The organism is Allobosea sp. Root483D1, from assembly GCF_001429505.1.
Taxonomy (GTDB): Bacteria; Pseudomonadota; Alphaproteobacteria; order Rhizobiales; family Beijerinckiaceae; genus Allobosea.
Genome location: NZ_LMJW01000023.1, coordinates 254,366 through 279,780, shown reverse-complemented (window position 1 = coordinate 279,780; position 25,415 = coordinate 254,366). Strand labels below are relative to the sequence as shown.

The window sequence follows — 25,415 nt, the reverse complement described above, 5'->3', positions numbered from 1 at the left end:
GGTTTTGGATCCGCGGAAAACCCGCCGCCAATATTGCCGGTTGACATCGAGTAGTTTTAAAACTACATCGACCCATGTTCGAACTTGAGCAGACCGAGACGTTTCGGAAATGGCGAACGCGCCTGAAGGATCAGCGGGCCCGAGCCTTGATTGCGTCGCGCTTGGATCGTCTTGCCTATGGACATGCTGGCGATGCTGAGCCGGTCGGAGAGGGGATCAGCGAGCTGCGGATCCACCACGGTCCCGGCTACCGGGTTTACTTCCAAAAACGCGGCACGACCGTGATTGTGCTGCTCTGCGGCGGCGACAAGAGCAGCCAGGCCAAAGATATCAGGATTGCCAAACGGCTGGCGAGAGAATGGGGTGAAACAGATGCCTGAAAAACTGACAACCTACGACCCGGCCGAGGATCTGACCTCTGACGAGGCTGTCGCGACCTTCATGGCTGAAGCCTTTCATACGGAAGACAGCGGCTATATCGCGCATGCGCTGGGCGTGGTCGCCCGGGCGAAGGGGATGGCGCAGATCGCCAATCAGACCGGTCTCTCGCGCGAGCAGCTCTACCGGTCGTTCAGCGCCAGCGGCAATCCAACTCTAAAGACGACGATCGCGGTGATGAAGGCCCTTGGCGTCGAGTTGACCGCGAAAGTTCACGCCTGATCCCATGAGCACTGGCCGATGCCTCGTGCCGAAGAATGCGTCGTTCAAGTCAGAATGAGGGAGGCGCACCAATGGCGACATCGTGGGCCGTGACTCTATCGAAGCTCTCCTTGGCAGAGCAGGCAGCAATAGCTGAACGCACCAGCGAATTGATTGCCGTGTATGTGCGGCTAAAAAAGCCGCGGGCGGCGCGTCGGTCGGAATGACTGGAGCTGACCCATTCCAGACGGTTGGAATGTCCGGTTCTGGGATAGCCGGTCCGCTGCCCTGGTGTCGCGTAACCCAAGTGGTATCAAGCTGAACGAGCTGCAGGTGATGACGCTCGTGGGTTACATGGATGCCCTGGGAACTGGGACTGGCAGATAGCTACAAGCAAATGCCGAACATCGCGTTCTGCCAAGTCCAGAGAGCTCGAACGACACCAGGCGGGCCGAGTACGAGTACATCGGCATCTACGACAGCAACGTCCGCGAGCTCGTCTCGGCGAGTTCCCAGCCTCACGACGTGGTCGAGAACCGCGTCGATCGAGCTGTCAGCATGGCTACGACGTTGATGCTCGCAATGACGCGGCGCGCGCTATTGACGAGAAAACGGAGTGCCGGAGCGGCCTTGAGGCTCGATGCGCCGATATTCGCTTGGCGATGCCCCGAAATCGAGGAACAGCGTCGGGGTGCAGTTGCTGGCGGCGGCGCCAGCCTATGCCCTCGTAGTGCTGCTGATCCTGCTGCCGGTGCGCTTCATCGGCAGCGACGGCCTGAGCGAGATCGCTGCCGGCCGCCTGATGATCGCGCTCTCGGCGCCGTTGCTCGTCCTGCCGCTCATGGCCGGGTTCGCCACCCTGCTCCTGATGCTCTGCGCCGTCACCGTCGTGACCGCGAACGTCGTCTTCGTCTTCCTGGGGCGTGGAGCGGAGGCATCGAGCGATCTGGCGGGTGAGGTGGAGAAGCCGCTGTGCCGTCGCAGGTCTGCGATTGCGACACCATTGCGTGGGACGGCGCGAGGCGTCTGTCCGCCAAAAAGGCATTTAGGCGAGGAGCAGACGAAGGCTGCGATCCTGGGAGCGGTATGCAGCTGAGCGAACTGCCCGATCGGGAGTTGCCGGTACATCCGGATAACGGAGATCGCGGCATGGGGAACCCCTTGCCCATTGGCTCGGAGGGACTACGCCGAAGCCTTTGCCTGTGGCGCTTTCGCCCTCACCGCTGGTTTGACCTTCTCTGATACAGCGGGCTTGGGGGCGGCCTTGCGCCCCAGGCCCATCGACTTGGCGAGCGCAGAGCGTGCTTCGGCATAGGCCGGAGCGACCATCGGATAGTCGACCGGCAGGCCCCATTTCCGGCGATATTCTTCAGGCGTCAGGCCGTAGGATGTGTTGAGGTGACGCTTCAGCGATTTGAAAGACTTGCCGTCTTCGAGGCAGATGATTGCTTCGGGCGTGACCGACTTGCGGATCGGGACGGCGGGAACCAGTGCCGCATTGGGAGCAGGTGCCGGCGCTGAGCCAAGCTTGGCAAGTGCTGAATACGTGCTGGCGATCAGGGCCACGAGATCCGATGGCTGAATATTGTTATTCGCGACATAGGCCGCAACGACCGAGGTCGTCAGTTCGAGAAGCTCGGCGTTGTTGTCGGACATTCGGCTCTCCAGGGCGAAGGAGTGAGGTCAGCGCTTGATAACCGGATTATCGACGATGAACAGGAAAGTCTATCCCACGAGGTAATGCGGTCGCTGAAGAGGTACAGTTTTCGGACGTAACTCCGGAACCCTACCTCTTATCGATCAGATTTTTGATCAACTCAGTGAGATCTTTGGCACCTTGAACTTGACAACTATCCTGGTGGCGACATCGAACACCGCTTCGGTGGAGGGATTGCGAGCCTGGCGTGCTTCGCGCTTTGCTGCCGAGAATTTGCCGACCCCGCCAAGTGCAAGGTGTTCGACCCTCGATCAAGGGCGAGACCGACCGCTTCGCCTATTGGTTCGTGTCGTCTTTGATAGGTTCCGATTCCGACTTCATATCGACCTCCCCAGTGGGTGCGAACAACCCCATTGAAGACATCGAGGACGCCCGAAGCGGAATCTGAACTTGGACTCCCTTGTTCCGATCAATCACTAGGAACGGGCGAAGAGAAGCAACGGCTCGATGTCGTGATTATCGGCCGCCCAGAGCGCCTCGACATAATGGACACGTGTCGCGCCTGCGTCGATCAGGCTTGAGCGCCCCCAGGAGAAGGCGGGTTGGCCGAGCTGGCGAGCAAGGAGGTCGCCGACGAGGCGAGAGAGCCGTCCGTTGCCATTCGGGAAAGGATGGATGGCGACGAGACGATGGCTGAACCGTACGGCGGTTTCATCGGGCGGAAAGGTCCCATGCTTGACCCAATACCGTGCATCGTCGACGAGCTGCCTGACATCCGTCGCAATGCGATAGGCGTCGACGCCGATGTTCCGCGCGGTCGTGCGATATTGCCCGGCCCAGCGCCAGACGTCGCCGAACATGCGTCTGTGCAATTCGCTCAGGAAGTCCTGATCGAGGACATCGCGCTTGCGCGACATCGCCCAGCGCAGCGCCTCGCCGATGTTGACCTGCTCGGCCTCGTTCAGCTCATGTCGCAAGGTGATGTATGCGGGGATGAGCTGCTCGCGTTCCTCAGCGGTCAGCGGCGTATTGGCGTCATCGTCCTCATCGAATAGCGGGTCGGGCATGGCGATTATTCAATCGTCCCAAAGTCTGCGCGGGGAGCCTGAGAGGATGACGTCGATTATGCGGCGCCGCTCCTCGTCGAGATCCGACTTCAGGAGTGCCTGGTTTTCCAGTCGCATGGTGTGGTCGAGGCGTATGATATCTCGACCCGCTTTCTGAGCGGCGCGGTCGCGCAGAATTTCGTCGAGGGGCTTGGTCGGAACGAAAGCGTAGACGAATGTGCAGTTCATCGCTGCGGCCGCCTCGCGCAGCGTTCTGATCGTTGTGGCGCCAGAGACTTCCGCCTTTTCAATAGCAGGGACGCGGGACGGAGCCGCCTTCATGCGAGCGGCGAGCTGCCGGGTGCTCATGCCCAGAGCTTCGCGGATGGCCTTCATCCAGCCGCGGGGTGGAGCGACGACATTTAAATCGCGTAAGGGCGCAACTCGTCGTTCCAGTTGCTTACGCGCCAGGGCAGCTTGGTTTGGGTTCATGATTATGTGTCCAACCTGGGAGATAATTAACATTCATATATGAGCGGAGAAAGCTGAATTGACCATCAATATATGTTCAACTGATATTATTTGATCATAAAAAAATGAGCAACCACTGCGGCTCCTGCAACTCGCACGAGGGCTCGCCTGCCTAGCTCCCGGTATGACAGGCTCAGGCGGGTGGTGGTGGCAGGGCGAGCAGAGGTGGGAAGGAGCGCGCCGGCGAAGCTGTGCTGGATCAGGATGCCGCCGACGCCGCCGCGCTCATGGTCGGGTGGGCCGCGATGACATGGCCGAAGCTCGTGCCCTTGCAGTCCAGCGAGAGATCGATGCCGATCGGCTGGTCGGCACAGGAGATCAGCGCGATCCGCAAGGGCGAACCGTCCGCCGCGTCGCCAGCCAGATTACGGAAGAAGGTCCCGAAGCGGGGATCCGAGATCGCCGGCGCGATGATGCCATGGCGCCGCAACGCGGCCTGCCTCATCGCGACCGCCTCGCCGGCCAGTTCGGTGGCGGCGGGACCGGGCGCGAGTTCAGCCCGTCCATCCAGCACCACTTTGATCCGGCTTCCTAGAGTCAATCAGGAGTGGACAAAACCGCGGAAGCTTAAAGTCCATGCTCGGGATGTACTGCTGAGGGCCGGTTTATTGCCGACTCTGAAAACCTCCATTTTCACCCCTACGGGCAGCATGATCCGGCCTTCCCCCGCGGCGGCCAGCAGCCAGCCTCTGGCGGAGCAGTGCGCTCGAAAGCTTGGACCACCGCGACCAGCCAATCCCGCTCTCGGGTGATGGCGTCCTGGTCCGGTTCCGGATCTTCAACGATCAGCCCGTTTGGGGTCGGCTACGCGAGCGTGCCGCCGCTTTCGGCTTCGCCTTCGCGGTGATCGCGACCGGCCCCGGCCCTTCGACGAGCCATCGAGCGGGAATTGGCCCGCTCCCGGATGGAGTCTTCACGATGTCGCACGATCTGTCGCTCGCCCAGAACCACGCCTTCCAGCTCGCACGGACGCCGATGGTCGCGGTCACGCTGTTCCAGGTCGATCGCAAGTATGGCGTCCCGCCGAGCGATGAGCTCGATGATGGCGAAGTCACTATCATCCACGAGTTTGATTCCCACACGATAGGGCCGGCTCATTGAGCCGGGTCCGCCCTAACGGATGTCGCTCGCGAGCGGGCGGCCGCAAGGAAGCTGCGCCGCGGCTGGCTGGCCGTGCAGAAGATTTCATGGAGTTGCCAGCCACGCCCTTGCTGCCTTCGCTCTTCGCGGCAGCTGGGGAGTGGCCCCGCAACGCATGGGGACGGAAACCCGCACAGGAAGGGCCGGTCGCCAAAAAGGCGGGACGGGAGAGAACATGCAGAGGAATGAGGTTGAAGAGCTGAGATATCGCGTTGCCTGCGCAGCCGTGCTGGAGAAGTCGGGCTTCGCGATCGATGTGAAAGTGAGCACGCGCCGCGCGGTCAAATACCGCCGAGGCGACGCCGTCATCATCGTGATCCACGAGGGCAGGGGATGGTTCGATCCCTTCTCGGATGCGAAGGGCGATGTGTACACCCTCGTCGCGCACCTCGATGGCGTCGGCTTCGCCGAGTGCCTCGACCGCGTTGCGGAATTGACGCGCCTGTGTCGGAAGCGGATTGAAATCGGCGACTTATTTGGCGACGACCGGCTAGGGCCGACGAGGTTCGGCCCCCACGATCAGGCTAGCCGATCGGATCGCCAGCGCCCGGCGTTGCCGGCAGCATCGACGAGTGCCACTTATTTCGCGGGCGATTGGAAGAAATAGACGGACTGCAGGCCTCCAGCTCAGTATGATGTTCAGAGGCAACCTCCAAAACTGTTGCGAGCCGCTCGGCGTCGCGGCTCGCTCACCCCTTTCGGCGACGGCAATGTCTGCGTCACCGTCCATTCCGTCATCTCCGGGGATCACAAATGCGAATGCCTGAAGACAACAACCAGCTTATCGATCTGTCCGCGATGATCGTTGCGGCCTATGTGGCACACAACAATGTCACTNGCAGCACTGGCTGGCTTGGGGGCTGAAGCTGCCGCGCCTGCTGCCCAGCCGCTTGTCCCGGCCATTTCGATCAGGAAGTCGGTTACCCCGGATGCGATCATCTGCTTCGAGGACGGCAAGGCGTTCAAATCGCTGAAGCGCCATCTCAGCAGCAAGTTCGATATGACGCCCGACCAGTACCGAGCGAAATGGGGCCTGCCTTCCGATTATCCGATGGTGGCACCCAACTATGCCGAAGCGCGCTCCGCCTTGGCCAAGTCGATCGGTCTTGGTCGGAAGGCTGCAGCCACTCTAGGCAAGGCAGTAATTGCCAAGAGCCCACGGCGTGNNAGGCCGAGGCACTGTTCAAGCCCGCCGCGCCGAAAGCACCGACGCCTGCCGACAAGCGGCCAAACGTTCCCGGAGCGAAAGAACTCGTTTCGCTCCGGATCGATCGCAGTGTGCTCGACCATTTTCAGAGTGGTGGACCAGGCTGGCAGGATCGTATCAACAACGCGCTGCGGCAGGCTGCGGGCGTCGGTGGTGATGATGCGGTCACGCCCGACGAGCTGAACTCTTCGAACGACGGCTAGCGCGGCAATGGCAAAACGGGATCCCCTTCAGGAGGCCATCGGCGACGGCCGAAGCGGCGAACTCGATCCCGAAATGCTCTCTTGGATCTCACGCCGGGCGAGGCACGCGTCCCGCGCCTGCGGACATAGGGACAGAGCACGGCCGATATCGCCAGGGCATAGCGTCACACGTGGCCATACTTCGCTAATGCGTCGGCGAGCGAAAGGCCGCGTGAGAGCTCCTGCCGGATCGAGACCTCGACAGCCGTCAGCCGCTCCGCCTCGACCAGAACCTCCTCGATCCGGTCGGCCGGGATGGCGATGGCGCCGTCCTCGTCGGCGAGGATGAAGTCGCCGGGATTGATCTCGACATAGCGGCTGGTCGCGCCGCGCATCAGCACCGGAACCTGGCTGGCATTGACCTTCCAGCGGCCGATCGACTGCACCGGCGTGCGGTAGCGCGCATAGACGGGGAAGGCCTGCTCGCCGATCCAGCGGATGTCGCGGATGCCGCCATCGACGAGGGCGCCGACGCAGCCCTTTTCCTTCATGCCGATCGCGATCAGCTCGCCGAAATAGCAGATGCCCTCGCCGTCGCCGCTCCAGACCGTGACCTCGCCGGGCGAGACGCCCTGGCAGGCCTTCATCTTCTCCGCGTCGCCGCCGAGCGGAAACGGGGTCATCTGGCCGCGGATCGTGTAGGCGAAGCCGGCGAGCCGGCCCGTCGCCGCAGGGTAGGGTGCAAACTCCGGAGCCAGGCCCTGATCGGGCAGGCCGAGCGTGTCGAGCACATCGGCGACATTCGAGGTGTCGACGGCGAGGTAGCGGCGGCGGATGTCCTCGCGCCAGGTGGCGTCGCGCTGGGGCTGTTCGGTCATGATCTCACGTCCTTTCAGATGTTTTGGAGATAGCCGCCATCGACCCGGATGACCGAGCCGGTGATGTAGGCGGCCCGGGCACTAGCGAGGAAGGCGACGGCGTCCGCGTATTCCTCGGGCGTGCCGTAGCGGCTGAGTGGGATCGAACCCGTGCTCTCGGCGACGATCTCGGCGAGCGGACGGCCTTCGCGATTGGCCTTCTGCTCGTCGAGAAAGCGGATGCGGTCGGTGGCGATCCGCCCCGGCAGGATGACGTTGCAGGTGATGCCGAGGGGCGCGACCTCGCGCGACAGCGTCTTCGACCAGCCGACCAGCGACAGCCGCAGCGCATTGGAGATGGCGAGGTTCGGGATCGGCGCGACGACGCCGGACGAGGTCGAGGTGACGATCCTGCCCCAACCGCGCTCGCGCATGCCCGGCAGCACCTTGTCGGTGAGGGCGATGACCGAGAGCACCATCGTCTGGAACTGCGCCGCCCAGGTCTCTGATGGCACACCGGCGGCAAGGCTCGGCGGCGGGCCGCCGGTGTTGTTGACGAGGATGTCGATCGGCCCGAGCACCTCAGCGATCGCGGCAAGATGACCGGCGGCCTCGTCGAGGCGGCTGATGTCCCAGCGCCGCGCCAGATGCGGAGCGCCAAGGGCGGACAGGTCTGTCGCCGTTGCGGCCAGCGCCGTCTCGTCGATGTCGGCGAGCGCGATTCTGGCTCCCTCCTGGGCGAGCGCCTTGGCGATGGCGCGGCCGAGCCCGCCGCCGGCGCCCAGTACGAGCGCCGTGCGTCCAGAAATTCCAAGATCCATGATGGGTTCCTTGCGAGGTCCTGGCTTACGAGCCGATGCGCAGCGGCGCGTCGAGCTTGCGCAGATAGGAGATGACTGAGAGCGCGGTGATCCGCCCGGTCTTGGGGTTGTCGCTCGGCACGTTCTCGATCGTCATGGAGAAGCTGGCGGAGTCGGCATCGACCTCGATCGTGTGGGTGTTGCGAGTCAGCGCCGGATCGGCCCAGATTTCGAGCGTGGTCCGATCCGGCCCAATGCCAGCGAGCGAAAGGGCGACCGCGACGTTGAGATTGGCCGGGAAGCCGATCGCCGCCTCGCGCGGCGTGCCGCTGAAGACCCGCGTCGGCTCCGTCACATCGTCGATGACGATGTTGTTCTTCACCAAATAAGGCGCGCCGACGAGGCCGCGCACCGGCTTGCGGGTGATCATCCGGACCGAGCGGATCACGCCCTCGGCCGCGGCGGTGACGGCATCGAGCCCGAGCAGGGCGCCGGTCGGCACAACGATCTGGCCGCCATGCGCGCGGGCGATCTCGATGAGGCCCTCATGCGAGAGGATGGCGCCGGAGCTGAGCACGATCACGATCTTGCCGGCGCGCAGGAAAGGCTCGGCGATGGCCGGCAGGAGCGCTGCCGGCGCGCATTCGACGACGATGTCGGCGAGCGCTTCGAGCTCCTCGATCGCGACCACGGGTACTGCGCGGGAGAGATGGGCCAGGCGCTCGCGGGCTTTGTCACGATCATTGGCGGAGACGGCGACGAGCTCGCAGCCGGGCACGCCTTGGTCTAGCACGCTCGCGATCTTGAGGCCGACGGCGCCGAGACCGGCGATGGCGACCCGCCGGCGCGGATGCGCGCCGGGTGAGGACGGGGGAGTCATGGGCGTTTCCTTGTCTTTTTGTCAGCCGGCTGAAGGAGCCGGGAACAGGCTGGCGTAATGGCGCGCGCAGGCGCCGGCCGTGGTGAACCAGATGCGGTCCTGGTGCTTGTTGAGATGGTCGAGCACCCGGCGGAACTGCCGGATGCGAAATGGCTGGCCGACGATGAAGGTGTGGATCGTCATGCCGTAGACCAGCGCCTGACGCTCCGACTGCACCAGCATCTCGTCGAGATTGTCGATTGCCATGTCGGCGAAGGCCTGTGCCGTGCCGTCATGCAGCACCATCATCGGCACGTCGTTGACCTCGTGCGGATAGGGCATCGCCAGCAAGGGGCCGCCGCTGGTCTTGAGCCAGACCGGCTGGTCGTCCATTGGCCAGTCCATGGTGTAGCCGTAGCCCGCCTCAGCCAGCAGGTCCTCGGTGTTGGCGCTGGGATGGGCGCCGGGGCTCATCCAGCCGGCGGGCGCAGCGCCTTCGTGGCTCAAGATTGCCTGCGTCGCCTCGGCGATCAGGCGCCTTTCGGCCTCGACGTCCATGCCATTCTGGTGCTCGGAGTTAGTCCGGCCATGGGCGACGATCTCATCTCCGCGGCGACGATGGGCGGCGACCAGTTCCGGGCAATGCTCGTAGATTTCAGTGTTGAGCAACACCGAGAGCGGCAGGCGGTACTCGTCGAAGAGCTCGATCAGCCGCCAGCCGCCTACGCGGTTGCCGTATTCGCGCCAGGCCCAGTTGTAGGTGTTGGGCTGCTGGAGCCCTGGCGAATAGGGCAGGCCGAGCCCCGAGCCATAGGAGAAGTGCTCTACGCATAGCGCGACATAGACGGCGAGCCGCTTGCCGCCGGGCCAGGTGAAATCCGGCCGGTCGACGATGGGCGAGTAGGGAAAGCGTCCAGAGCTAGGCAGCATGATGGTGCTTCAGTCAGGGGCGGTAATCGGCCGGGGCGACGACCGAGGAGAGATCGACGGTCGCGACATTCTCACGTGTCACCAGCAGCGCCGGCATGACGACGCGTGCCTCGACCGGTTGCTTGGCGGCAGCCTTCAGCGCCTGCGCCATCGCCGCCTTGCCTTGCGCGACGACCTGCTGGATCGAGGTGCAGGCAATGTCGCCGTCCTTCAGCATCTGCTGGGCGGTCGGGCTGAAATTCGAGGCCGAGACCTTTACCGGCTTGCTCGCCGACTTGAAGGCCGAGACGACGCCGGCGGCCATGTCGTCGGTTGCGGCATAGATGCCGGCAAGATCGGGGAAGCGCTGCGTCCAGTCTTCCGCGGTGCCGAGTGCGGCGTTGCGATTGTCGGCGAGACGCGATTCCGCGACGATCTTGACGTCGGGCGCCGCTTTCGCCAGCGCCTCGCGGAAGCCCTTGGCGCGCAGATCCGACCAGGCCTGGCCGGCCGGTCCCGCCATCATCGCTACATTGCCCTTGCCGCCGATCGCCTTGGCGAGGCACTCGGCCTGGAGCTTGCCCATGTCGGCATGGTCGGCGCTGACCAGTGAGGCGAGCTTCGGTGTGTTCGGCGGCGAGGAGATGCCGACGACTGGAATGCCAGCCTCGATCGCACGCTCGACGATCGGTTTCACCGCATCGCCATTGGTGGCGCCGATCACGATCGCCGCGACCTTGCGCTGGATCAGGTCCTGGACCTGGGCGATCTGCTGCGAGGCGTTGGCGTCGCCGCCGGCATTGAGCTTCAGCACCGTGGCGCCGCCGGCCTTCGCCTTGCTCTCCATGCCGTAGACAGCCGAAATCCAGAAGGAGGAAGCAAGGTTCGGGACGGCGATGCCGATCGTCTTCTCTTGCGCGAAGGCTGGCGGCGCCAGCGCAGCAATGGCGATCGTGGCGAGCAGGAGGCTGCGGCGGGAAAGGCGCGTCATGGGAAGATGTCCTTCGGCTGGCGGTTGCGGGCGAGAAACGAGCGGAGGGCTGTGTCCATCAGGCCGGAGCCGAGGATGACGAGGCCGACGGTGACCTGCGCCAGGAAGGGAGAGACGCCGGTCAGATTGAGGCCGGTCAGCACGACCTGGATGAAGAAGGCACCGGCCGCGACCGCGATGGCGTTGGCGACGCCACCCGACAAAGCGGTCCCGCCGATGATCGCGGCGGCGATCGCCTGCAGTTCCATGCCAGCGCCTTCGGTCGGCAGGCCGGCGCCGGCCCGGGCCGTCATCAGCGCACCGGCGAGTCCGGCGAAGAGGCCGCAGAGCTGGTAGGCGCGGATCTGGAGGGCGCCGGCATCGGCGCCGACCAGGCCGACGGCCTCGGGATTGGCGCCGAGCATCAGGATACGCCGGCCGAGTGTGGCATGGCTCAGGAGGACCTGGGCGCCGAGGACGCAGGCGAGAGCAAGCCAGGCGAGCGGCGGCAGGCCGAGCACGGAGTCGAAGGCGAGACTGGTCGCATGACCGGCTTCGACCAGAGGCACGGCCTGGCCGTCATCGCTGACCAGCAGGGCGACACCCTTGAGGGCGACCAACGTGCCGAGCGTCGCGACGATCGGCTGCAAGGCGAGGCGACCGACGAGCCAGCCGTTCAGCGTGCCACAGGCCAAGCCGACCAAGGGCGCGACGAGCAGGCCCGCCAGCCCGAAGCTGTTGGCGGTCATGGCGGCGAGCGTTCCGGCCAGCGCCGCGATGGCGCCGACAGAGATGTCGAAGCCGCGGGCGGCGAGGGCGAACATCTGGCCGGTCGCGAGCAGGACCAGGACCCAGCCCTGGCCGGCGATGCTGCCGGCATTGCCGAGCGAGAGGAAGCCCGGCGCGATCGCGGCGAAGACGAGGCCGGCGGCGAGGATGCCGGCAGGCGCGATCAGCAGGCGCGGGGCGATGACCAGGCTCATCCGCGCCTCCCGCTAGTCAGCACGCGGACGGCGTGACCGAGGAAGGCCCAGTCGCGCTGCAGCAGCACCGCGGTGACGACGAGCGTGCCCAGCAAGATGAGCTGGTAGGCCGTCGGCAGGTTCAGCAGCACCACGATGTTGTTGAGCATCGCGACGATCAGCACGCCGCAGGCGACCTGCAGGACATTGCCGCGTCCGCCGCCGAGCGGCAGCCCGCCGACGGCGCAGGCGGCGATGGTCTCGAAGGGCAGGTTCGGCGCGAGCATGGGCTGGCCCGAGGCAACGCGGCTGGTCAGGATGATGGCGCCGAGCGCGCAGAACAGGCCAGCGACGGCGTAGCCGGAGAAGACGAGACGGGGCACGGAAAGCCCGGCGAGCTTGGCGGCCGTCGCATTGGCGCCGACCAGATACCAGCCGCGTCCGAGCCGGCTCCTGGCCAGCAGGACATGAAGCGCGGTGAAGGCGGCGGCGGCGATCAGGATGGGCACGGGGATGCCGAGGACGCGGCCGCGCGCCGGCCATGAGAAGGCGTCGGAGGGCGGCGCGTCGATCGGCAGGCCACCGGCGAGCCAGGCGGCGAGGCCCGAGGCGATCATCAGCATGCCGAGCGTCGCGATCACTGGCGGTACGGCAAAGCGGGCGACGAGCAGTCCGTTGACCATGCCGATCGTGATGATCAGCAGGCCGCCTAGGAGAAAGGCGCCGATGACGCCGGCCGTGGGCAGGGCCATGACGATGACGACGCTCGCCAGCGCTGCCGAGGCCCCGAAGGAGAATTCGATGCCGGCGAGGATGACGACGATGGCCTGGCCGCAGGCGACGATGCCGAGGATCGCGGCGATGCGCAGCACGTTCTCGATATTGCCGAGCGTGCCGAAGCGCGGCACCGCCAGGGCGGCGAGTCCGAACAACAGCGCCGTCACGATCAGGATGGCGGGCGGGCGCAGGATGGCGGGCATGCTGGACGGGCCCCGATCGCCGAGAGGAAAGCTGCTCATGCCGCGGCCTTTCCAGCGAGCGCGGTCATGATCGCCTCGGTCGAGGCGCCGGCCGGCAACTCCTGCGCAATTGCCCCATCGCGGACCACGAGATAGCGGTCGCAGAGCGCCGTCAGCTCGTCGAGGTCGCTCGATGCGATCAGGACGGCGACGCCGGTGCGGGCCATCTCGATGATGGCGCGATGGATCATGGCGCGCGCGGCGACATCGACGCCGCGCGTCGGCTCGAGCAAGACGAGCGCGCGCAGGTTCGGCAAGGCGAGGCAGCGCGCGATCAGCAGCTTCTGCTGGTTGCCGCCGCTGAAGCTCGCGGCCTCGGCATCCGGCCGAGTCGGGTGCAGGTGCAGGCGGCGCAGCAGCGGTTCGATCGCACCGCGCTCGCGCGCCTTGCCGAGGATGCCGCGAGCGGAGAAGCGCGAGAGGGCGCTGGCCGAAGCATTGCCGATCGCGCTGACCGGGGGAAATAGCCCCTCGGCATGGCGATCGGCCGGGACATAGGCGACGCCGAGGCGGACGGCCTCGCGCCGGTCGCCGAGGAAAAAGCGCTGCGCTCCGACAATGATCTCGCCCCGGCCGGGCGCTGCGCCGGCCATGGTCGCGGCGATGGCGAGGGCACCGGAGCCGACCAGTCCGGCGAGGCCGACAATCTCGCCAGTGCGCACCGCAAGATCGATCGGCTGGCCTGTCGCCATGCGCACGCCCGCCGCGACGAGGGCCGGCTCGGCCTGGGCGCTGCCCGAGCGGTGCTCGTGCTCGACCTGCATGCCCAGCATCGCCTTGACCAGGGTGGCGCGATCGTGGCGAGCGATCGGGGCTGCGTCGATCACGGTGGCGCCGTCGCGCAGCACGGTCACCTCGTCGGCGAGGCGCTCGATCTCGTCGAATTTGTGCGAGATGAAGAGTACGGCCGCGCCGCCGGCACAGAGGTCGCGGACCACGGCAAAGAGCCGCTCGGCCTCGGCGCCGTTCAGTGCCGCCGTGGGCTCGTCGAGGACGAGGATGCGGCAGTTACGCCCGATACCGCGGGCGATCTCGAGCAATTGGCGCTCGCCGAGCGAGAGCGACGAGACCGGGCGGTCGAGATCGAGGTCGAGCCCGACCCGCGCAAGCCAGGCCCTGGCCTCGTCGCGCGGTACCAGCGCCTTGCGGCTGAGGCCCGCCCGCCCGGCGGCGAGCTGGAAGGCCGAGAGATTGTCGAGGACGGAGAGCTCGGGAAACAGGCTGAGATGCTGGTAGATCGGCACGATCCCGGCGGCGATGGCTTCGGCGACCGAGCGGAAAGCGACGGGCCTGCCGGCGAGGGCGACACTGCCGCTGTCGGGCTTCACGGCGCCGACGATGATCTTCACCAGGGTCGACTTGCCGGCGCCGTTCTCGCCGAGCAGCGCATGGACCCGGCCGGCGCGCAGCGTGAGATCGGCGCTGCGCAGTGCACAGGTCGCGCTATAGCGTTTGGCGATGTCGCGCATGGCTAGCGCGATCGCGGGCTGGGTCGTCATCGGCAGTTCCCCATCCACCTGGAGCCAACCTCTCGGCCGCCCGATGTTTGTCTGACGATGCGGCCGTCGAGCAGCCGTCACAAACGAATTGTTCGGCGTTCATGCATGATCTACTCTCATGCATGAGAGGAATTCTGCATGCGAAAGAGGCGTTTGCCGCCATTGAATGCGCTGCGCGGCTTTGACGCTGCGGCGCGCCATCTCTCCTTCACCAAGGCGGCCGAGGAGCTAAACCTGACGCAGGGTGCGATCAGCCGTCAGGTGAAGGAACTCGAACTTCATCTTGGGCAGGAGCTCTTTCGCCGCCTGACCCGGCGCATCGAGTTGACCGCGGAAGGCGAGCAGTTCTTCCGGTCCGTGGAGAGCATGCTCGACGAGCTGGAGCGCGCTGCCGGCCGCTTCGCCCAACGTCGTGATCGGGCGACTTTAACTGTCTCAGTGCTGCCGACGATCGCCTCCGTCTGGCTGATGCCGCGCCTTCATGTCTTCACCAGCAAGCATCCCGAGGTCGAGCTGCGCGTCGTCTCTTCGATCGAGCCGGCCGATCTGCTCGCGCATGAAGCGGATGTCGCGATCCGTGTCGGTCGCCTTCCGGGCCGGCATTATGAGCGCAACCAGCCGCGCATCGAATTGTCGATGCTGACGCGCTGGGACGGAGTCCACGCCGATGAGCTCTTCCCCGATCGGCTCGTGCCGGTCTGCGCCACCGGGCTGACCGGTGATACGGAAGTGACCCCGGGCGATCTGACGCGCTGGCCGCTGATTCACACCTCGACGCGCCGGCACGCCTGGCCGGATTGGCTCAAGGCGCATGGCGTGCGCGCCGCGGTGGACATCGAGCCGACTTTGCAGTTCGGACACTTCTTCATGTCGCTGGATGCCGCGCGACAGGGCCGCGGTATCGCGCTCGTTCCCGATATTGTGCTGGCGCATGAGGAAGGGATGCGCGGGCTCGTGATGCCCGTTGCGGGCAGCCTCGAAAGCGCGGGCGAGTATTATTTGCTGATCCACCAGACACGGCTCGACGACCGCCCCGTTCAGCAGTTCCGGTCTTGGGCTCTCGCCGAGGCCTTCCGGGCGCGCGACACGCTGCCCGGGGTCATGCATGAGACATCCTCATAAATAGGCGGCTATTTTTTCGATTGTGAACCGGCCCGACTTCGATGCTGCTTCGGGCATCGAAATAAGGGGCGCAATCATGTCAGTGTTGAGGAAGGCTCTCGCCGTCGCACTGTTGTTGACAGGAACACAAGCTGCAGTGAGTGACGATATTGAACGTTTCCGGTTGGACGATGCGTCGCCTTATAAGAATCAGTTCCTGGAATCGCTGACGGTTCCGCCCGGGACCGACCTACTGATGCTGAGCGGAGTCACACCGCCGATTATCGACGCGACAGTTCCGGATGACACCGTCGCCGCCTATGGCGACACGGAGACCCAGACACGAGGCGTACTCAAGGACATCGCCGCCACCTTAGCCAAGCGCGGGTTTGCCATGAAGGACGTAGTCAAGATGCAGGCCTTCCTCGTGGGCGATCCGGCCAAGGGCGGCAAGGCCGATTTCCCGGCCTTCTCGAAGGCGTATCTCGAATTCTTCGGCACATCCCAGAACCCAAATATTCCGGTGCGCACACGTGCCCAGGTTACTAGCCTCGTCTGGCCGGGCTGGCTTGTCGAGATCGAAGTCATCGCTGCGAAGCGGCGCTGATCGAAGGCCTGAGGGCGCTGGAGCAATCGACCAGCGAAAAGGCTGCGCGCCGCGCGCTTTAAGTTCGGAACCGTGCACCAAATCGCGAGTTTTTTGCCGTATCCATTGCCCATCAGAGGCCAACCTTCGCCCCCTCGGCTCTCGCCGGCGGGGATTTTATCTCTTGATATTGCGGCCTCATGCGGAAGACCTAAATTTTTAGCCGATTTGGTGGTTTTGCATGGGGAAGGACATGCCACTCTCGTCGCTCGCCGATCCGGTTGAACTTGCTCAGGCCAGCGCGGCACTCGAAGCTGCCTGGAATGAAATTCGGTTGACCCCCAGCGATCCATGCGATGAGCGCGAACGAACACGTCTCGCCTACATGATCGCCAGCTTAGTAGCTGTTGCAAAAAATCCAGACGATTTGCGATCGAGCAATTCCGAAAAGGAGACGCATACCAGCCGCTCCGGTCTCGCTAGGAAGCGGGAACAGGAGAAATGAATGTGCGTTGATGGAGCGGCGCTGGTTGGTCCCTCGCGCCACGCCCCTCGCCGACGGGCAGCTCCCCCGTTCCTCGTCGGCGAGAGGCGCCCTTTATGGCTGTAGATCCGGGTTCGGACGGCGGACGAAGGCTGGCCTTTTCCCACGAGGCATCGCCCTAACTTGAGCTTGGCGCTTGGATTGCCAGCGCCGTGCCCCTCGCGTGGTCGGAAGCCCCAGCCGGGCCCCAAGCGCCCCATTGGCGAAAAGCAGTGTTTTTCAAACCGTAGCCAGAGCCCCGCCGGCGCTAGCCGGCGGGGCCTTTCTTTTTGGTCTACTGCGCCGGGAGCACGTCCGCGTGCCACTGATCCATTTTCGCCAGCGCAGATTGCAGTTTGGCCAGGGTCAGTGGGTCGAACAGGAGATCGACGTCGATTGAGCCCTCGATTGCGAGCTTGATCACCGCGCCCTCGGCCGGATTCTCACTGATGACGACGTTGATTAGATCGAGCACCGTCGCCGGTGTGCTGGGTTTTCCTGACATGTCCGGTCTCGCCTCGTCGAAGTGCGGCACCGGTCGCCGCGAAAGATAATTTGGGGCTCCGCGCGGGCAGCGGCAAGTCGTTTCATGGGCCGATGAAGCGGCGGGAATAGGGAATATGTCCCAAACGAGTTGCTGGGAACCGAAAGGCCCTGCCTCCGGTTCTGGCTGAGAGGAGCCTCAGCCCGAGGGAGTGCGACATGCCGAAGTATCGTGTCTCGACCGAAGACGGAGAGAAATTCGAGCCAGGTGACGACATGGAGTTCGCGAACGACAAAGCCGCCTCGGACAGCGCTCAGAGGGCGCTGGCTGACATGGCGCACGACCAGTTACCGAATGGATCGCACCTAAAAATGAAGGTGGCGGTGCAGAACGAGGCGGAGGACATCGTGTACCAGGCATCGCTGGAGTTCCGGGGTGAGACGGCCGAGGACATGAGGGCTGAAGCTGCCGAGGCCGCCAAGAAATCGAAGAACTAACACTGTCTCACCATAGAACAGTTCGATCGCCAATTGGTTTTTCCAGCGAGGCGTTCTTGGGTGCGACCTCTCGCTGGCTTCCCTTCCACCGCAACCGGAGGCAAGTCCCGAGGACGTATACAGTCGGTTCCCGACAGGTCTTTCCTTTCCAGAAGGCTGCTAGCCTGACCGTGGCGCTCCCCAACCAGCGCCATGCCTCTCGCTGATGCAGTCGCCCCCAGCGCACATCGGCGAGAGGCTTTTATTGCGGCCGCACTCGCGATCGCAGTATCTCTTCCATCCGTTCCAGGTCGGCTTTGAGAGACGCCACACCGGCGGGGCCGCGGATCGTATCCAGCGGCCGGCTGTCGCGACCGTCTTCCGGGTTCCCAGAGCCATTTAGGAATCGCAGCCGTCGGGGCAGAGGCATGGCAAGGAGCGTGTCGACCTCGCACTGCCGTGCCCATGCGGTCGACCAGGTCGATACCTCGCGACCGGCGAGGTGAGAAAAGACCATGGGGTGGTTGTCGAGGTCTCTGGCCGTCACAGTTCGCACCGGGTCAGCGTTCGACCTGTCGACTCCATCTCGAACAGGCAGTCATCGACAAAGCGCACGGGCGTGCCGTCTTCGAGCTCGTACCGCGTGACGTTCAAATCAGGGACGGGTCGATAGACGATGACGGTGTAGCGGTTCCCATCCTCGTCCTGGCAAAGCTCGCGATACAGTTCACGGCGGATTGAAGCTGGGCGGGCGGCGGCTCTGTCGCTGAGCCCGGACTGTTTCGGCTGGGTGCGCATGACAACCTCCAACGCAACTGATGGAGGCTCAACTATCGGGCTGTAGGAGCGTTCCGAGCGGGGTTGATGAGGCCGGATGACGTCTGCTTCCGACATACTTTGGGCGGGATCGGCTGGCGCAAAGGTAGAAATTTTATCCCTCTACGGCTGACCAGGCTTCGTCTGGAGTGCATTTTTTTGTGGCGCGCAGCAGGTTTTTCTCCGCCGAGCGGGGCTGACGCCCAACGTTGGAGCCGGTCGGACTTTTTCAAAACAATCGACCCATAGCTGACATTGCGCAGCGATCGACCAGTCCGGGTTGGTTACGGGTTGGGCTTTGACCTGGTCCCGATGCCCTTCCCGGTCCGCTGCCGCTCGACCATATCATAGTGCTCGTCGATCCTGCCGCGAGACATCAGGTTCTTGCTGCCGCATTTCGAGCAGCGGTAGGCGCAGGCAGATATCCGGGATAGGCAGATCCTCAGGCAGCCCTTCCATGCTGATCTCGGCATGATGGAGGCAGTCGTTGCACCAGGTTTCCGCTCTCTGAAGTCCGCGCGCTCGATCGGAGTCGACCGTCGCCGGCTGCACCATCGAGACGTCCTTGTTGTAGGCGCGGCGTGGGTTTCGGGCTGGCATCAGGGTTGACTCTTCGCCTTGTCCGTTCTCATTATGTTCTCATACCTGGGGACGCGGAACATGTCAGCCCAGTCATCGCCGGAGCGCGACGAATTGGAATGGGAGCTCGTGGAATTGATCGACGCGCACGGCAGCGAGCGCGCGGCCCTGCGGGTGACTTACGAGACGTTGAAGACCGTGCTCGCCGACGCCGATCGATCTGTTTCGAGAGGCTTCATTCGAGGCGTGTTTTCGGAGGGCGCTCGGCCGCCGCGCGAGGTCGCCACTGATGCATGACGCCCATGGACCCGCCGAACGAAGACACCTCGATGATCGATTTCCCGTGGTTGGTCGTGCGCTTCCGCTGCCATTTCTGCACACGCGGCAAGGATGCACGGTTGGCCGGGCTCGCTTGGCTGTACGGCGAGAACGCCACGCAGAAGTGGCTGCTGGCCGAGTTCCGGAAGCCCTGCGCGTGGGACCCTGTCAATCCGGAGCGCAAGCCCAAAAGTACGGCCGGAAATGCGGCGCCTATCTCATGGATATCGGCCGCAACTCGCCGCCGGACCTGCCGCCGAGCCTGTCCGGTCTCACCCTGATCGAAGGAGGCAAGGATGATCAGCTGGCAGCAGGATCACCGCCCGGCCCTAAGCGCCGCAGAGTCGGCGGCGGCTAGGCAACTCGCTATCTCACAGCTAACCGTCGCATCGCGAACGGCCCGCAAGACCGGCGAAACGCAAACGGTCGACGATCTCGGATTCCACATGCCGTCCGACGATGACGAATGGCTCTGGACGACGCTGGCCGACCAATACAAATGCGACTTCTCCGGCCCGTATAGCGGTTACGAGGAGCGGGAGGATGGCGAGCTCGTCAACTCGCGCGGCTACTTTCTAGTGAAGCCGCGGAAGGAGGGCCCGCAGCCACTCTGGAAGAATGTCCTCATCTACGACACGAAAGTGGAGGGCGTGGAATTCGTGCGAGCGACTATCGAGGCCTGGCTAGACGTCAGATGGTGTCCGAAGAGGATCGTCGAGCGGCCAAACCTCAATCTCATTGAAGTCCGCTTGCAGACGCACGAAACCGCGCACGAACTGGTGGCCGCACATGGGGGGTTGCTCGTGCGCGCCGGGGGGTTGGGTGAGCCGAGCTCGCGCCAGGATTTCTTTGTCAGCGCCCTGTTCGACCCGAAGCTGCTGCGGCTTCAGTACGAGCCTGAGGTCGCTTTGCAGGGGGAACTTGCCTTCTTGTGAGATCCGGGTGGCGCCTCTAGCATCCGGCTCATGTGCAGTCTCTTGTCTGATTGCGGTTGCTGGCGCAAGCCGTTCTGCCACGCGCATTGGACTGCCCTATAGCGGACGCTCGTAAGGTCTCAGAAGGGTCGAATGCTGAACTTCGCGACCGCCGCCGCAAACGGCCTGGCGCGCCAGGAGCCAACGATGGCTTGCTTCCAAGAACCGGACATTCCTGGCCTTAGCCAGCGGTCCATTATCTTTTCGAGACGAGGCTTGCTTCTAAGCAAAGCCGAGGACGACCAGCAAGACAAATAGCAGGAGCGGCGAGGCAGTCTCCCGCGCAAACCGAGCGGCAGCCGAAGCCATACCCTTTGTTCTGCCCAACAAAACTACGCTGTGCAGCGTGATCGGTAGCCAGAGCAGTCCGATGACGGTCAGCCCTCGAAGCTGCCCCCCGTCGGCTGGTAATGCCTTGAGGTCGCGCAGGACGTAATAGATCCCCGCCGCGATATAGGCGGCAGGGATCACCAGCCAAGGCATCGGCGCAGGCTCAGTGGCCCGACGACATGACGGCGCCGGGCTTGTCGTGGGTGGCCAGCTTCTCGATCATCGTCGCGGTCGCCTCATTGATGCCCATGACCTCGACCGGGATGTCGTGGTGCCGGAACTTCAGCACGACCCGGTCCAGCGCATTGATGCTGGTGATGTCCCAGAAGTGCGACGCCGAGAGATCGATCACGACTCCCTTCAGGTCCTCCTCCCGGAAGTCGAAGGCCGAGTGAAAAGCCTCGGCGGTGGCGAAGAAGATCTGGCCGGTGACGCGGTAGGTCCGAACGGCGGTCGTCTCGTCGCGGGTCGAGGCCACTCCGAAGAACTTGGTTACCTTGTGGGCGAAGAACAGCCCGCTGAGGATCACGCCGAACAGGACGCCCTGGGCGAGGTCGTGCGTCCAGACGACGACGATGACCGTGCCCAGCATGACGAAGCTGGAGCTTCGTGGATGGGTGACCAGCGTTTTGATCGACTTCCACTGGAAGGTGTTGATCGAGACCATGATCATCACGGCGACCAACGCAGCCATCGGGATCTGGGCCACATAGGTGCCGAGCACGACGATCAGGAACAGCAGGAACGCCCCTGCCCATAGGGTCGAAAGACGGCCCCGGCCGCCCGAGGAGACGTTGATCACGGACTGGCCGATCATGGCGCAGCCCGCCATGCCGCCGAACAGGCCTGCGGTGATGTTGGACAGCCCCTGGCCGGCGCACTCTCGGTTCTTGTCGGAGGTCGTGTCGGTCATCTCGTCGACGATCGCCGCCGTCATCAAGCTTTCCAGCAGGCCGACCATGGTCAGCGTCAATGCATAGGGCAGGATGATCTTGAGCGTCTCAAGCGTCAGCGGCACCTGCGGAAGCGCGAAGAAGGGTAGCTCGCTGGGCAAGGCGCCCATGTCGCCGACCGTGCGGATACCGAAGCCGAAGTACATTGAGGCGGCCGTCAGCAGCACAATGGTCACCAGCGGCGACGGGATCGCCTTCGTCAGGTACGGCAGGCCGTAGATGATGCCCAGCCCGATCGCCACCATGAGATAGACGGTCGGTCCTTTGCCTAGCAGTTCCGGCATCTGGGCGAGGAAGATGAGGATCGCGAGCGCGTTCACGAATCCCGTCACGACCGAACGGGAGACGAACCGCATCAGGTCGCCGAGCTTCAGGACGCTGGCGAGGATTTGGAAGATGCCCGTCAGGATCGTGGCCGCGAAAAGGTAGCCGATGCCGTGCTCCTTCACCAACGTAATCATGACCAACGCCATGGCGCCCGTCGCGGCCGAAATCATGGCCGGCCGGCCGCCTGCGAATGCCGAGACGACGGCTATGCAGAAAGAAGCGTAGAGGCCAACCTTCGGGTCGACGCCGGCGATGATTGAGAAGGCGATGGCTTCGGGGATAAGCGCCAGCGCGACGACGGTGCCGGCCAGCAGTTCACGCGTGATGTTCGGAGCCCATTCGCTCCGCAAATGTACAAGGTTCATAAATCGAGGGCTTTCAATCGTCTCGCAGGCGCAAAGCATCTTTGATGCAGGCGAGGCTCGCAAAACGGCGGGCGGTCACTTGGAGCCGCGTGTGGGGCCGTGCGTTGCGTTATCCGGCGGATCGGCGGCCGGAAGAGCCACCCGGGATTTCACCGGGTCCAGTTTGATGCGAGACCCATAGCTGCGTTCATGGTGCGCCGCAATAGTCTTGATACGAGGCTTCCCGCAACGGAGGAGCCCCGTTCCGGCAGGAGGGGTCTCCCATTCACCTATACGATAGTGGAGATGGGCATTTCGCCAACAAAGACGTCGATCTTCTGCGAGGCCAAGGCTGATTACGACGCCGACGCTCGCCCCCGCACCGGGCACCGTCGTGCCGCCGACCGGGACTACGCAGCACCCGCGTTGACCTGTCTGGAAGCTGACGTTCCCAGTGCCGGCAAGACCACGCCATAACCGTGACCGCCGCACTACACCGCCAATGTCTCAGATGGGTCGCAAACAGCTTTCGCCTGGTTCCAAGAACCGGACGTTAAAAACCAACCTGACCGCGAGGCTCGCTCTTGTCTACGAGGTCGGTGCGCTGACCGCCTCAGGAGTGTAGTTCGATGATCGGGGGCTGCTATCTACAGAACGCGGGCTATGAGCACATAGGTCGCAACGCAGTCACCTCGACCTCGTCCTCGCGGACATCGGTCCGCCGGTTCGGCGGATCTCGCAAATTCGGTCGGTTAAGCCTTGACCTCCTCTCGGGTCCAGCGGAACTCGCTTCCATCGGACCAGATGCGATGCATGACGATGGCAAGCTTGCGCGCAACAGCAACGACTGCCCGCCGTAGGCCCCTGCGCTTGGCTACTGACATGCCCCAGGCCTTCAGCGAAGACCAACGCTGAGTTCGTGTCAGGAGCGCCAGAGACGCTTGATAGAGTGTTGCGCGGCATAACTTGTCGCCGAACTTGGATATGCCCCCATTCCGGTCGACCTCGCCTGATGCGTATTTGCGTGGCGACAATCCGAGGTGCGGTCCAACATCTCGCGACCTCTCGAAGCGCGCCGGATCGTCGATTGTGGTGATGAAGGTTACCGCGGTCAGAGCTCCTACGCCGGGAATCGTCATCAGCCGCCGACAGACATCGTCCTTCTTGATTGCCTGCAGCACCATCTTGTGGAGCACCGCGCACTGATCGCGAAGAGCGGCCCGAGCGATCAGCATCGGACGTACGAGCGCCGCCAGTCTCGGTAGGTCTGAGAGAAGGTCCAATGTCTGCTGCTCAAACGCGGCATGCTGAATCCGGCCGGAGAGCTTCAGGCCAAATACCCGAAGTGTCCCGCGGATCTCATTCTCGAGGTCGACCTGCTTGCTCAGGAGCGCTTTGCGGTTAGCAAGGAGCATACGCATCTCCTGAGATTGCGTGCCCTTCACATGAACGATGTTGAACCAGCCAACCCGCATGACTTGCGCAATAGCACGCGCATCATTGCGGTCCGTCTTCACCGGCATCGTCTTCGTAACACCTCGCAGGCGTCGCGGATCTATGCAGAACACCGGCCAAGCTGACTTCAGCTCTAGGTAGAGCCATCGAGAAAGGCCGCCGATCTCAAGTCCGATGCGGTTTATCGAAAGGCCCGCCTCGTTCAACCAGGCTGATATCGATTCCGGGTCGGATGAGGCCTTGCCCTCCGATATGATAATCCCCTCCTCGTCCACGATGCAGATCGCCGTCTCGGCCAGTGATACGTCCAGCCCCACAAAGTGCTTCATGATGTGGTTCCCCGCAGGCCGCTGGGATAGCAGCCTCCAACTGCAAGCTGCGCCGATTGGCGGCAACCGCAATCACCCCATCTACAGCCACCTCCGCAACGTGGAGGCGATGCGCAAGCTGTTCGCACGTTCAACGACGGCGGCGCGAACTTTGCCAACCTACCGCCGCGGCCCGGCATTTTTCCGGACTATGAGGCGTCGATTATCCGCAACAGGATGGTAAGGCGCGCTTGGCGATGACACGCTGGGGCATGCCGTCGTCGAAGAAGGCACTGCTCGACGCCGCCACGAAAAGTGCCGACAAGCTCCGCGCCAAGAACAAGCCGGTCGACTTCGACATGCCGCTGCGGATTGAGCCGGACAGCGGCACGCCGAACGTGCGCAACACTTCAAGTTCGCATTGGAAGCGCTGGCTCGATATCCCGAACCGCTGCCTCGTGCCCTTCACCAGCTTCAGCGAATTCAATCGCGACGCCGGCGGCGATGTCTGGTTCGCTTTTGGCGAAGATCGACCCACGGCATTTTTCGCCGGGATCTGGTGTCCGCAGTGGACGAGCGTGCGCAAGGTCAAGAAGGGTGAAGCGACGGCCGAGCGCTTTGCCTTTCTCACGACCGACCCAAACGCAAAGGTGGCGCTGATCGATCCCAAGGCCATGCCGGTGACCTGACGACGCCGGAGGAATGTGAGGTTTGGATGTCGGCCCCGTGGCGTGAAGAAGGATGATCAGGCAGATCCTGNGCGGCGAGCACTCTGCGGAACCGCGCCGATCATTGCGGCGGTTTGGATCGTGTCACTGGCGATAGGGCTTCGGATCTTCGGCGTGCTCTGAGACGCCATCATCATCCATCGAGAGAACGATGAGTGCTCATCCCTCATTTGCCTCTATGAGGGCGAGAATGGCCGCCGCCTTCCAATTATGCGCCTGACGCGCGCCAGCTTCCCAAGCCCTCCCTTCTGGAGAGTCTGCCTTCGGGCGGCGTATCCAGACCGCGATCAATTCCTCGACGTCACTGGCCTCAAGTGCTTCGCGCAACCCTTCGCGTCGACCGGAAATTCGTGCTTCGCCTACCAGTCTCTCGCAGGTTGTTGAGCTGACGGTATCTGGATCGTCCATCGCTCGTCTCCCGTTCACACGCGTCTCGCTCGGGCAGATATCTACTTACGCTGCATAGGGGCAACCTGCAGGTCAGTCGGGCTCTTCGGGGCATCGCGCTTGTCGACCTGACCCGTCTGCCGCTCGCGCAGTGTGTCGGCATGCCAGAAATTGAAGCCCACAAAGATGGCCACGACCATTGTCGCGACTATTGCGACGGCCAACAGAGCGGCCATACCAGCCTTCTTCGGTGGGGGAGGCTCGCGGGTCATGGGGCTCACTCCGATCAAACGGCGACCCATATGAACTCCAGCCTGTCGAAGCCGTTCCAAGCGTCGCTAAAGCGCAGAGGCCAGCCGATCTGGAACGCTGAAGGCGGACTGGCGTTCAGATCGTGCGATAATCAGTGCTCATGACCACGGATGCCGTTTGCTATCGGTGTCCCCGCG

The 25,415-nt window shown here is 63.8% G+C and carries 33 protein-coding genes, 3 pseudogenes and 1 other annotated feature; of the genes and pseudogenes, 15 read left to right on the top strand and 21 right to left on the bottom strand.

Annotation, left to right across the window (positions count from 1 at the left end):
- Nucleotides 1–74: 74 nt before the first annotated feature.
- From ASE66_RS30385 to ASE66_RS32375, 3 genes and pseudogenes are all read left to right on the top strand, one after another.
- The gene (locus ASE66_RS30385) at nt 75–380 is read left to right on the top strand and encodes a type II toxin-antitoxin system RelE/ParE family toxin (RefSeq protein ID WP_057193704.1); all 306 of its coding nucleotides are present in this window, start codon (nt 75–77) and stop codon (nt 378–380) included.
- Nucleotides 373–660: an addiction module antidote protein gene (locus ASE66_RS30380; RefSeq protein ID WP_057193703.1), complete on the top strand. Its 288-nt coding sequence runs from the start codon at nt 373–375 to the stop codon at nt 658–660. The genes ASE66_RS30385 and ASE66_RS30380 overlap by 8 nt, the downstream gene beginning before the upstream one ends.
- Before the next feature lie 664 nt (nt 661–1,324).
- Nucleotides 1,325–1,498: pseudogene (locus ASE66_RS32375) on the top strand (MFS transporter); the annotation flags it as partial.
- A 323-nt stretch (nt 1,499–1,821) separates the two neighbouring features.
- Here ASE66_RS32375 and ASE66_RS30370 read toward each other — a convergent pair.
- The 5 genes and pseudogenes from ASE66_RS30370 to ASE66_RS30355 form a co-directional block, all read right to left on the bottom strand.
- Nucleotides 1,822–2,295 carry a MucR family transcriptional regulator gene (locus ASE66_RS30370; RefSeq protein ID WP_057193701.1) on the bottom strand — a complete coding sequence of 158 codons (474 nt, stop codon included), beginning with the start codon at nt 2,293–2,295 and terminating at the stop codon, nt 1,822–1,824.
- A 156-nt stretch (nt 2,296–2,451) separates the two neighbouring features.
- Nucleotides 2,452–2,586, bottom strand: a pseudogene (locus tag ASE66_RS34105) (HU family DNA-binding protein); the annotation flags it as partial.
- Between the two features lie 186 nt (nt 2,587–2,772).
- Nucleotides 2,773–3,363, bottom strand: a complete 591-nt coding sequence (locus ASE66_RS30365; RefSeq protein WP_057193700.1) for a mobile mystery protein B — start codon at nt 3,361–3,363, stop codon at nt 2,773–2,775.
- Between the two features lie 9 nt (nt 3,364–3,372).
- Nucleotides 3,373–3,834, bottom strand: coding sequence for a mobile mystery protein A (locus tag ASE66_RS30360; RefSeq protein WP_156412414.1), 462 nt, complete (start codon nt 3,832–3,834; stop codon nt 3,373–3,375).
- 238 nt (nt 3,835–4,072) lie between these two features.
- Nucleotides 4,073–4,387, bottom strand: a complete 315-nt coding sequence (locus tag ASE66_RS30355) for a GNAT family N-acetyltransferase (RefSeq protein ID WP_156412413.1) — start codon at nt 4,385–4,387, stop codon at nt 4,073–4,075.
- A 404-nt stretch (nt 4,388–4,791) separates the two neighbouring features.
- Here ASE66_RS30355 and ASE66_RS30350 point away from each other — a divergent pair, with 404 nt between their 5' ends.
- The 4 genes and pseudogenes from ASE66_RS30350 to ASE66_RS32995 all read left to right on the top strand — a co-directional run.
- Nucleotides 4,792–4,974 carry a hypothetical protein gene (locus tag ASE66_RS30350; RefSeq protein ID WP_057193872.1) on the top strand — a complete coding sequence of 61 codons (183 nt, stop codon included), beginning with the start codon at nt 4,792–4,794 and terminating at the stop codon, nt 4,972–4,974.
- 214 nt (nt 4,975–5,188) lie between these two features.
- Nucleotides 5,189–5,620: a hypothetical protein gene (locus ASE66_RS34100; protein WP_413814304.1), complete on the top strand. Its 432-nt coding sequence runs from the start codon at nt 5,189–5,191 to the stop codon at nt 5,618–5,620.
- A gap of 231 nt (nt 5,621–5,851) precedes the next feature.
- Nucleotides 5,852–6,179, top strand: a pseudogene (locus ASE66_RS33000) (MucR family transcriptional regulator); the annotation flags it as partial.
- Nucleotides 6,180–6,181: 2 nt separating this feature from the next.
- Nucleotides 6,182–6,423: BrnA antitoxin family protein (locus ASE66_RS32995; RefSeq protein ID WP_156412439.1), on the top strand; the 242-nt coding region annotated here is incomplete at its 5' end.
- 164 nt (nt 6,424–6,587) lie between these two features.
- Here the strand turns inward: ASE66_RS32995 and ASE66_RS30335 are convergent.
- Genes ASE66_RS30335 through ASE66_RS30300 form a run of 8 tightly spaced genes read right to left on the bottom strand, consistent with a single transcriptional unit; the run spans nt 6,588 to nt 14,277 of the window.
- Nucleotides 6,588–7,280, bottom strand: a complete 693-nt coding sequence (locus tag ASE66_RS30335; RefSeq protein ID WP_082613873.1) for an RraA family protein — start codon at nt 7,278–7,280, stop codon at nt 6,588–6,590.
- A 14-nt stretch (nt 7,281–7,294) separates the two neighbouring features.
- Nucleotides 7,295–8,080 (bottom strand): SDR family oxidoreductase, encoded by a 786-nt coding sequence (locus tag ASE66_RS30330; RefSeq protein ID WP_057193697.1) that lies wholly within the window; start codon nt 8,078–8,080, stop codon nt 7,295–7,297.
- 25 nt (nt 8,081–8,105) lie between these two features.
- Nucleotides 8,106–8,939, bottom strand: coding sequence for an aspartate dehydrogenase (locus ASE66_RS30325; RefSeq protein WP_057193696.1), 834 nt, complete (start codon nt 8,937–8,939; stop codon nt 8,106–8,108).
- Nucleotides 8,940–8,960: 21 nt separating this feature from the next.
- Entirely contained in the window at nt 8,961–9,848 is an 888-nt protein-coding gene (locus ASE66_RS30320; protein WP_057193695.1) for a polysaccharide deacetylase family protein, read from the bottom strand.
- Between the two features lie 13 nt (nt 9,849–9,861).
- Nucleotides 9,862–10,818, bottom strand: coding sequence for a substrate-binding domain-containing protein (locus ASE66_RS30315; RefSeq protein ID WP_057193694.1), 957 nt, complete (start codon nt 10,816–10,818; stop codon nt 9,862–9,864).
- Nucleotides 10,815–11,780, bottom strand: a complete 966-nt coding sequence (locus ASE66_RS30310) for an ABC transporter permease (protein ID WP_057193693.1) — start codon at nt 11,778–11,780, stop codon at nt 10,815–10,817. The genes ASE66_RS30315 and ASE66_RS30310 overlap by 4 nt, the downstream gene beginning before the upstream one ends.
- Entirely contained in the window at nt 11,777–12,778 is a 1,002-nt protein-coding gene (locus ASE66_RS30305) for an ABC transporter permease (RefSeq protein WP_057193692.1), read from the bottom strand. The genes ASE66_RS30310 and ASE66_RS30305 overlap by 4 nt, the downstream gene beginning before the upstream one ends.
- A complete protein-coding gene (locus ASE66_RS30300; RefSeq protein ID WP_057193691.1) occupies nt 12,775–14,277 on the bottom strand; it encodes a sugar ABC transporter ATP-binding protein in 1,503 nt (500 codons plus the stop codon). The genes ASE66_RS30305 and ASE66_RS30300 overlap by 4 nt, the downstream gene beginning before the upstream one ends.
- Nucleotides 14,278–14,415: 138 nt before the next feature.
- Between ASE66_RS30300 and ASE66_RS30295 the strand changes: the two genes are divergently transcribed.
- The 3 genes from ASE66_RS30295 to ASE66_RS32365 all read left to right on the top strand — a co-directional run bounded on the left by ASE66_RS30295 (nt 14,416) and on the right by ASE66_RS32365 (nt 16,469).
- Nucleotides 14,416–15,399 carry a LysR substrate-binding domain-containing protein gene (locus ASE66_RS30295; protein ID WP_082613872.1) on the top strand — a complete coding sequence of 328 codons (984 nt, stop codon included), beginning with the start codon at nt 14,416–14,418 and terminating at the stop codon, nt 15,397–15,399.
- A 136-nt stretch (nt 15,400–15,535) separates the two neighbouring features.
- The gene (locus tag ASE66_RS30290) at nt 15,536–15,985 is read left to right on the top strand and encodes a RidA family protein (RefSeq protein WP_210178659.1); all 450 of its coding nucleotides are present in this window, start codon (nt 15,536–15,538) and stop codon (nt 15,983–15,985) included.
- Nucleotides 15,986–16,217: 232 nt separating this feature from the next.
- Complete coding sequence (locus ASE66_RS32365; protein WP_156412412.1) at nt 16,218–16,469, top strand: hypothetical protein; 252 nt, start codon at nt 16,218–16,220, stop codon at nt 16,467–16,469.
- Nucleotides 16,470–16,782: 313 nt separating this feature from the next.
- On the opposite strand, the gene ASE66_RS30285 is transcribed toward ASE66_RS32365, so the two are convergent.
- Nucleotides 16,783–16,992, bottom strand: coding sequence for a hypothetical protein (locus ASE66_RS30285; protein ID WP_156412411.1), 210 nt, complete (start codon nt 16,990–16,992; stop codon nt 16,783–16,785).
- Between the two features lie 197 nt (nt 16,993–17,189).
- On the opposite strand from ASE66_RS30285, the gene ASE66_RS30280 reads away from it, so the two are divergent.
- Nucleotides 17,190–17,468, top strand: coding sequence for a DUF6894 family protein (locus ASE66_RS30280; RefSeq protein WP_057193687.1), 279 nt, complete (start codon nt 17,190–17,192; stop codon nt 17,466–17,468).
- A gap of 522 nt (nt 17,469–17,990) precedes the next feature.
- Here ASE66_RS30280 and ASE66_RS30275 read toward each other — a convergent pair.
- Nucleotides 17,991–18,245: a hypothetical protein gene (locus tag ASE66_RS30275; RefSeq protein WP_057193686.1), complete on the bottom strand. Its 255-nt coding sequence runs from the start codon at nt 18,243–18,245 to the stop codon at nt 17,991–17,993.
- 363 nt (nt 18,246–18,608) lie between these two features.
- Nucleotides 18,609–18,818: a hypothetical protein gene (locus ASE66_RS32360; protein ID WP_156412410.1), complete on the bottom strand. Its 210-nt coding sequence runs from the start codon at nt 18,816–18,818 to the stop codon at nt 18,609–18,611.
- Nucleotides 18,819–18,971: 153 nt separating this feature from the next.
- On the opposite strand from ASE66_RS32360, the gene ASE66_RS30270 reads away from it, so the two are divergent.
- From ASE66_RS30270 to ASE66_RS30265, 3 genes are read left to right on the top strand one after another with little or no spacing between them, the layout of a single operon-like run.
- Nucleotides 18,972–19,139: a hypothetical protein gene (locus ASE66_RS30270; RefSeq protein ID WP_162262559.1), complete on the top strand. Its 168-nt coding sequence runs from the start codon at nt 18,972–18,974 to the stop codon at nt 19,137–19,139.
- Between the two features lie 5 nt (nt 19,140–19,144).
- Nucleotides 19,145–19,441 carry a hypothetical protein gene (locus ASE66_RS32355; protein ID WP_156412408.1) on the top strand — a complete coding sequence of 99 codons (297 nt, stop codon included), beginning with the start codon at nt 19,145–19,147 and terminating at the stop codon, nt 19,439–19,441.
- A 15-nt stretch (nt 19,442–19,456) separates the two neighbouring features.
- Nucleotides 19,457–20,095, top strand: coding sequence for a hypothetical protein (locus ASE66_RS30265; protein ID WP_057193684.1), 639 nt, complete (start codon nt 19,457–19,459; stop codon nt 20,093–20,095).
- A 261-nt stretch (nt 20,096–20,356) separates the two neighbouring features.
- Here ASE66_RS30265 and ASE66_RS30260 read toward each other — a convergent pair whose 3' ends face one another.
- From ASE66_RS30260 to ASE66_RS30250, 3 genes are all read right to left on the bottom strand, one after another.
- Nucleotides 20,357–20,617 (bottom strand): hypothetical protein, encoded by a 261-nt coding sequence (locus ASE66_RS30260; RefSeq protein WP_057193683.1) that lies wholly within the window; start codon nt 20,615–20,617, stop codon nt 20,357–20,359.
- Between the two features lie 10 nt (nt 20,618–20,627).
- The gene (locus ASE66_RS30255; protein WP_057193682.1) at nt 20,628–22,109 is read right to left on the bottom strand and encodes a SulP family inorganic anion transporter; all 1,482 of its coding nucleotides are present in this window, start codon (nt 22,107–22,109) and stop codon (nt 20,628–20,630) included.
- A 107-nt stretch (nt 22,110–22,216) separates the two neighbouring features.
- Nucleotides 22,217–22,272 (bottom strand) — a sequence feature (sul1 is cis-regulatory element that is thought to sense ions involved in sulfur or methionine metabolism; They are found in Alphaproteobacteria).
- Between the two features lie 568 nt (nt 22,273–22,840).
- Nucleotides 22,841–23,872 carry an IS110 family transposase gene (locus tag ASE66_RS30250; protein ID WP_057193681.1) on the bottom strand — a complete coding sequence of 344 codons (1,032 nt, stop codon included), beginning with the start codon at nt 23,870–23,872 and terminating at the stop codon, nt 22,841–22,843.
- Nucleotides 23,873–24,108: 236 nt separating this feature from the next.
- Here ASE66_RS30250 and ASE66_RS32805 point away from each other — a divergent pair, with 236 nt between their 5' ends.
- Nucleotides 24,109–24,540: an SOS response-associated peptidase family protein gene (locus tag ASE66_RS32805; RefSeq protein WP_413814310.1), complete on the top strand. Its 432-nt coding sequence runs from the start codon at nt 24,109–24,111 to the stop codon at nt 24,538–24,540.
- Nucleotides 24,541–24,738: 198 nt separating this feature from the next.
- Here ASE66_RS32805 and ASE66_RS32340 read toward each other — a convergent pair whose 3' ends face one another.
- Both ASE66_RS32340 and ASE66_RS32335 read right to left on the bottom strand, forming a co-directional pair.
- The gene (locus tag ASE66_RS32340; RefSeq protein ID WP_156412406.1) at nt 24,739–24,987 is read right to left on the bottom strand and encodes a hypothetical protein; all 249 of its coding nucleotides are present in this window, start codon (nt 24,985–24,987) and stop codon (nt 24,739–24,741) included.
- A 41-nt stretch (nt 24,988–25,028) separates the two neighbouring features.
- A complete protein-coding gene (locus ASE66_RS32335) occupies nt 25,029–25,238 on the bottom strand; it encodes a hypothetical protein (RefSeq protein WP_156412405.1) in 210 nt (69 codons plus the stop codon).
- Between the last annotated feature and the right edge of the window lie 177 nt (nt 25,239–25,415).

Coding starts and splice junctions, on each gene's coding strand:
- ASE66_RS30260 (WP_057193683.1), bottom strand. CDS start 20,617: ATGCCTTGGCTGGTGATCCCTGCCGCCTATATCGCGGCGGGGATCTAT.
- ASE66_RS30330 (WP_057193697.1), bottom strand. CDS start 8,080: ATGGATCTTGGAATTTCTGGACGCACGGCGCTCGTACTGGGCGCCGGC.
- ASE66_RS30315 (WP_057193694.1), bottom strand. CDS start 10,818: ATGACGCGCCTTTCCCGCCGCAGCCTCCTGCTCGCCACGATCGCCATT.
- ASE66_RS30255 (WP_057193682.1), bottom strand. CDS start 22,109: ATGAACCTTGTACATTTGCGGAGCGAATGGGCTCCGAACATCACGCGT.
- ASE66_RS32365 (WP_156412412.1), top strand. CDS start 16,218: ATGCCACTCTCGTCGCTCGCCGATCCGGTTGAACTTGCTCAGGCCAGC.
- ASE66_RS30310 (WP_057193693.1), bottom strand. CDS start 11,780: ATGAGCCTGGTCATCGCCCCGCGCCTGCTGATCGCGCCTGCCGGCATC.
- ASE66_RS30300 (WP_057193691.1), bottom strand. CDS start 14,277: ATGACGACCCAGCCCGCGATCGCGCTAGCCATGCGCGACATCGCCAAA.
- ASE66_RS30275 (WP_057193686.1), bottom strand. CDS start 18,245: ATGCGCACCCAGCCGAAACAGTCCGGGCTCAGCGACAGAGCCGCCGCC.
- ASE66_RS32335 (WP_156412405.1), bottom strand. CDS start 25,238: ATGACCCGCGAGCCTCCCCCACCGAAGAAGGCTGGTATGGCCGCTCTG.
- ASE66_RS30350 (WP_057193872.1), top strand. CDS start 4,792: ATGTCGCACGATCTGTCGCTCGCCCAGAACCACGCCTTCCAGCTCGCA.
- ASE66_RS30285 (WP_156412411.1), bottom strand. CDS start 16,992: ATGTCAGGAAAACCCAGCACACCGGCGACGGTGCTCGATCTAATCAAC.
- ASE66_RS30335 (WP_082613873.1), bottom strand. CDS start 7,280: ATGACCGAACAGCCCCAGCGCGACGCCACCTGGCGCGAGGACATCCGC.
- ASE66_RS30325 (WP_057193696.1), bottom strand. CDS start 8,939: ATGACTCCCCCGTCCTCACCCGGCGCGCATCCGCGCCGGCGGGTCGCC.
- ASE66_RS32805 (WP_413814310.1), top strand. CDS start 24,109: ATGACACGCTGGGGCATGCCGTCGTCGAAGAAGGCACTGCTCGACGCC.
- ASE66_RS34100 (WP_413814304.1), top strand. CDS start 5,189: ATGCAGAGGAATGAGGTTGAAGAGCTGAGATATCGCGTTGCCTGCGCA.
- ASE66_RS30360 (WP_156412414.1), bottom strand. CDS start 3,834: ATGAACCCAAACCAAGCTGCCCTGGCGCGTAAGCAACTGGAACGACGA.
- ASE66_RS32340 (WP_156412406.1), bottom strand. CDS start 24,987: ATGGACGATCCAGATACCGTCAGCTCAACAACCTGCGAGAGACTGGTA.
- ASE66_RS30380 (WP_057193703.1), top strand. CDS start 373: ATGCCTGAAAAACTGACAACCTACGACCCGGCCGAGGATCTGACCTCT.
- ASE66_RS32360 (WP_156412410.1), bottom strand. CDS start 18,818: ATGGTGCAGCCGGCGACGGTCGACTCCGATCGAGCGCGCGGACTTCAG.
- ASE66_RS30365 (WP_057193700.1), bottom strand. CDS start 3,363: ATGCCCGACCCGCTATTCGATGAGGACGATGACGCCAATACGCCGCTG.
- ASE66_RS30305 (WP_057193692.1), bottom strand. CDS start 12,778: ATGAGCAGCTTTCCTCTCGGCGATCGGGGCCCGTCCAGCATGCCCGCC.
- ASE66_RS30385 (WP_057193704.1), top strand. CDS start 75: ATGTTCGAACTTGAGCAGACCGAGACGTTTCGGAAATGGCGAACGCGC.
- ASE66_RS30280 (WP_057193687.1), top strand. CDS start 17,190: ATGCCGAAGTATCGTGTCTCGACCGAAGACGGAGAGAAATTCGAGCCA.
- ASE66_RS30370 (WP_057193701.1), bottom strand. CDS start 2,295: ATGTCCGACAACAACGCCGAGCTTCTCGAACTGACGACCTCGGTCGTT.
- ASE66_RS30320 (WP_057193695.1), bottom strand. CDS start 9,848: ATGCTGCCTAGCTCTGGACGCTTTCCCTACTCGCCCATCGTCGACCGG.
- ASE66_RS30295 (WP_082613872.1), top strand. CDS start 14,416: ATGCGAAAGAGGCGTTTGCCGCCATTGAATGCGCTGCGCGGCTTTGAC.
- ASE66_RS30265 (WP_057193684.1), top strand. CDS start 19,457: ATGATCAGCTGGCAGCAGGATCACCGCCCGGCCCTAAGCGCCGCAGAG.
- ASE66_RS30250 (WP_057193681.1), bottom strand. CDS start 23,872: ATGAAGCACTTTGTGGGGCTGGACGTATCACTGGCCGAGACGGCGATC.
- ASE66_RS32355 (WP_156412408.1), top strand. CDS start 19,145: ATGGACCCGCCGAACGAAGACACCTCGATGATCGATTTCCCGTGGTTG.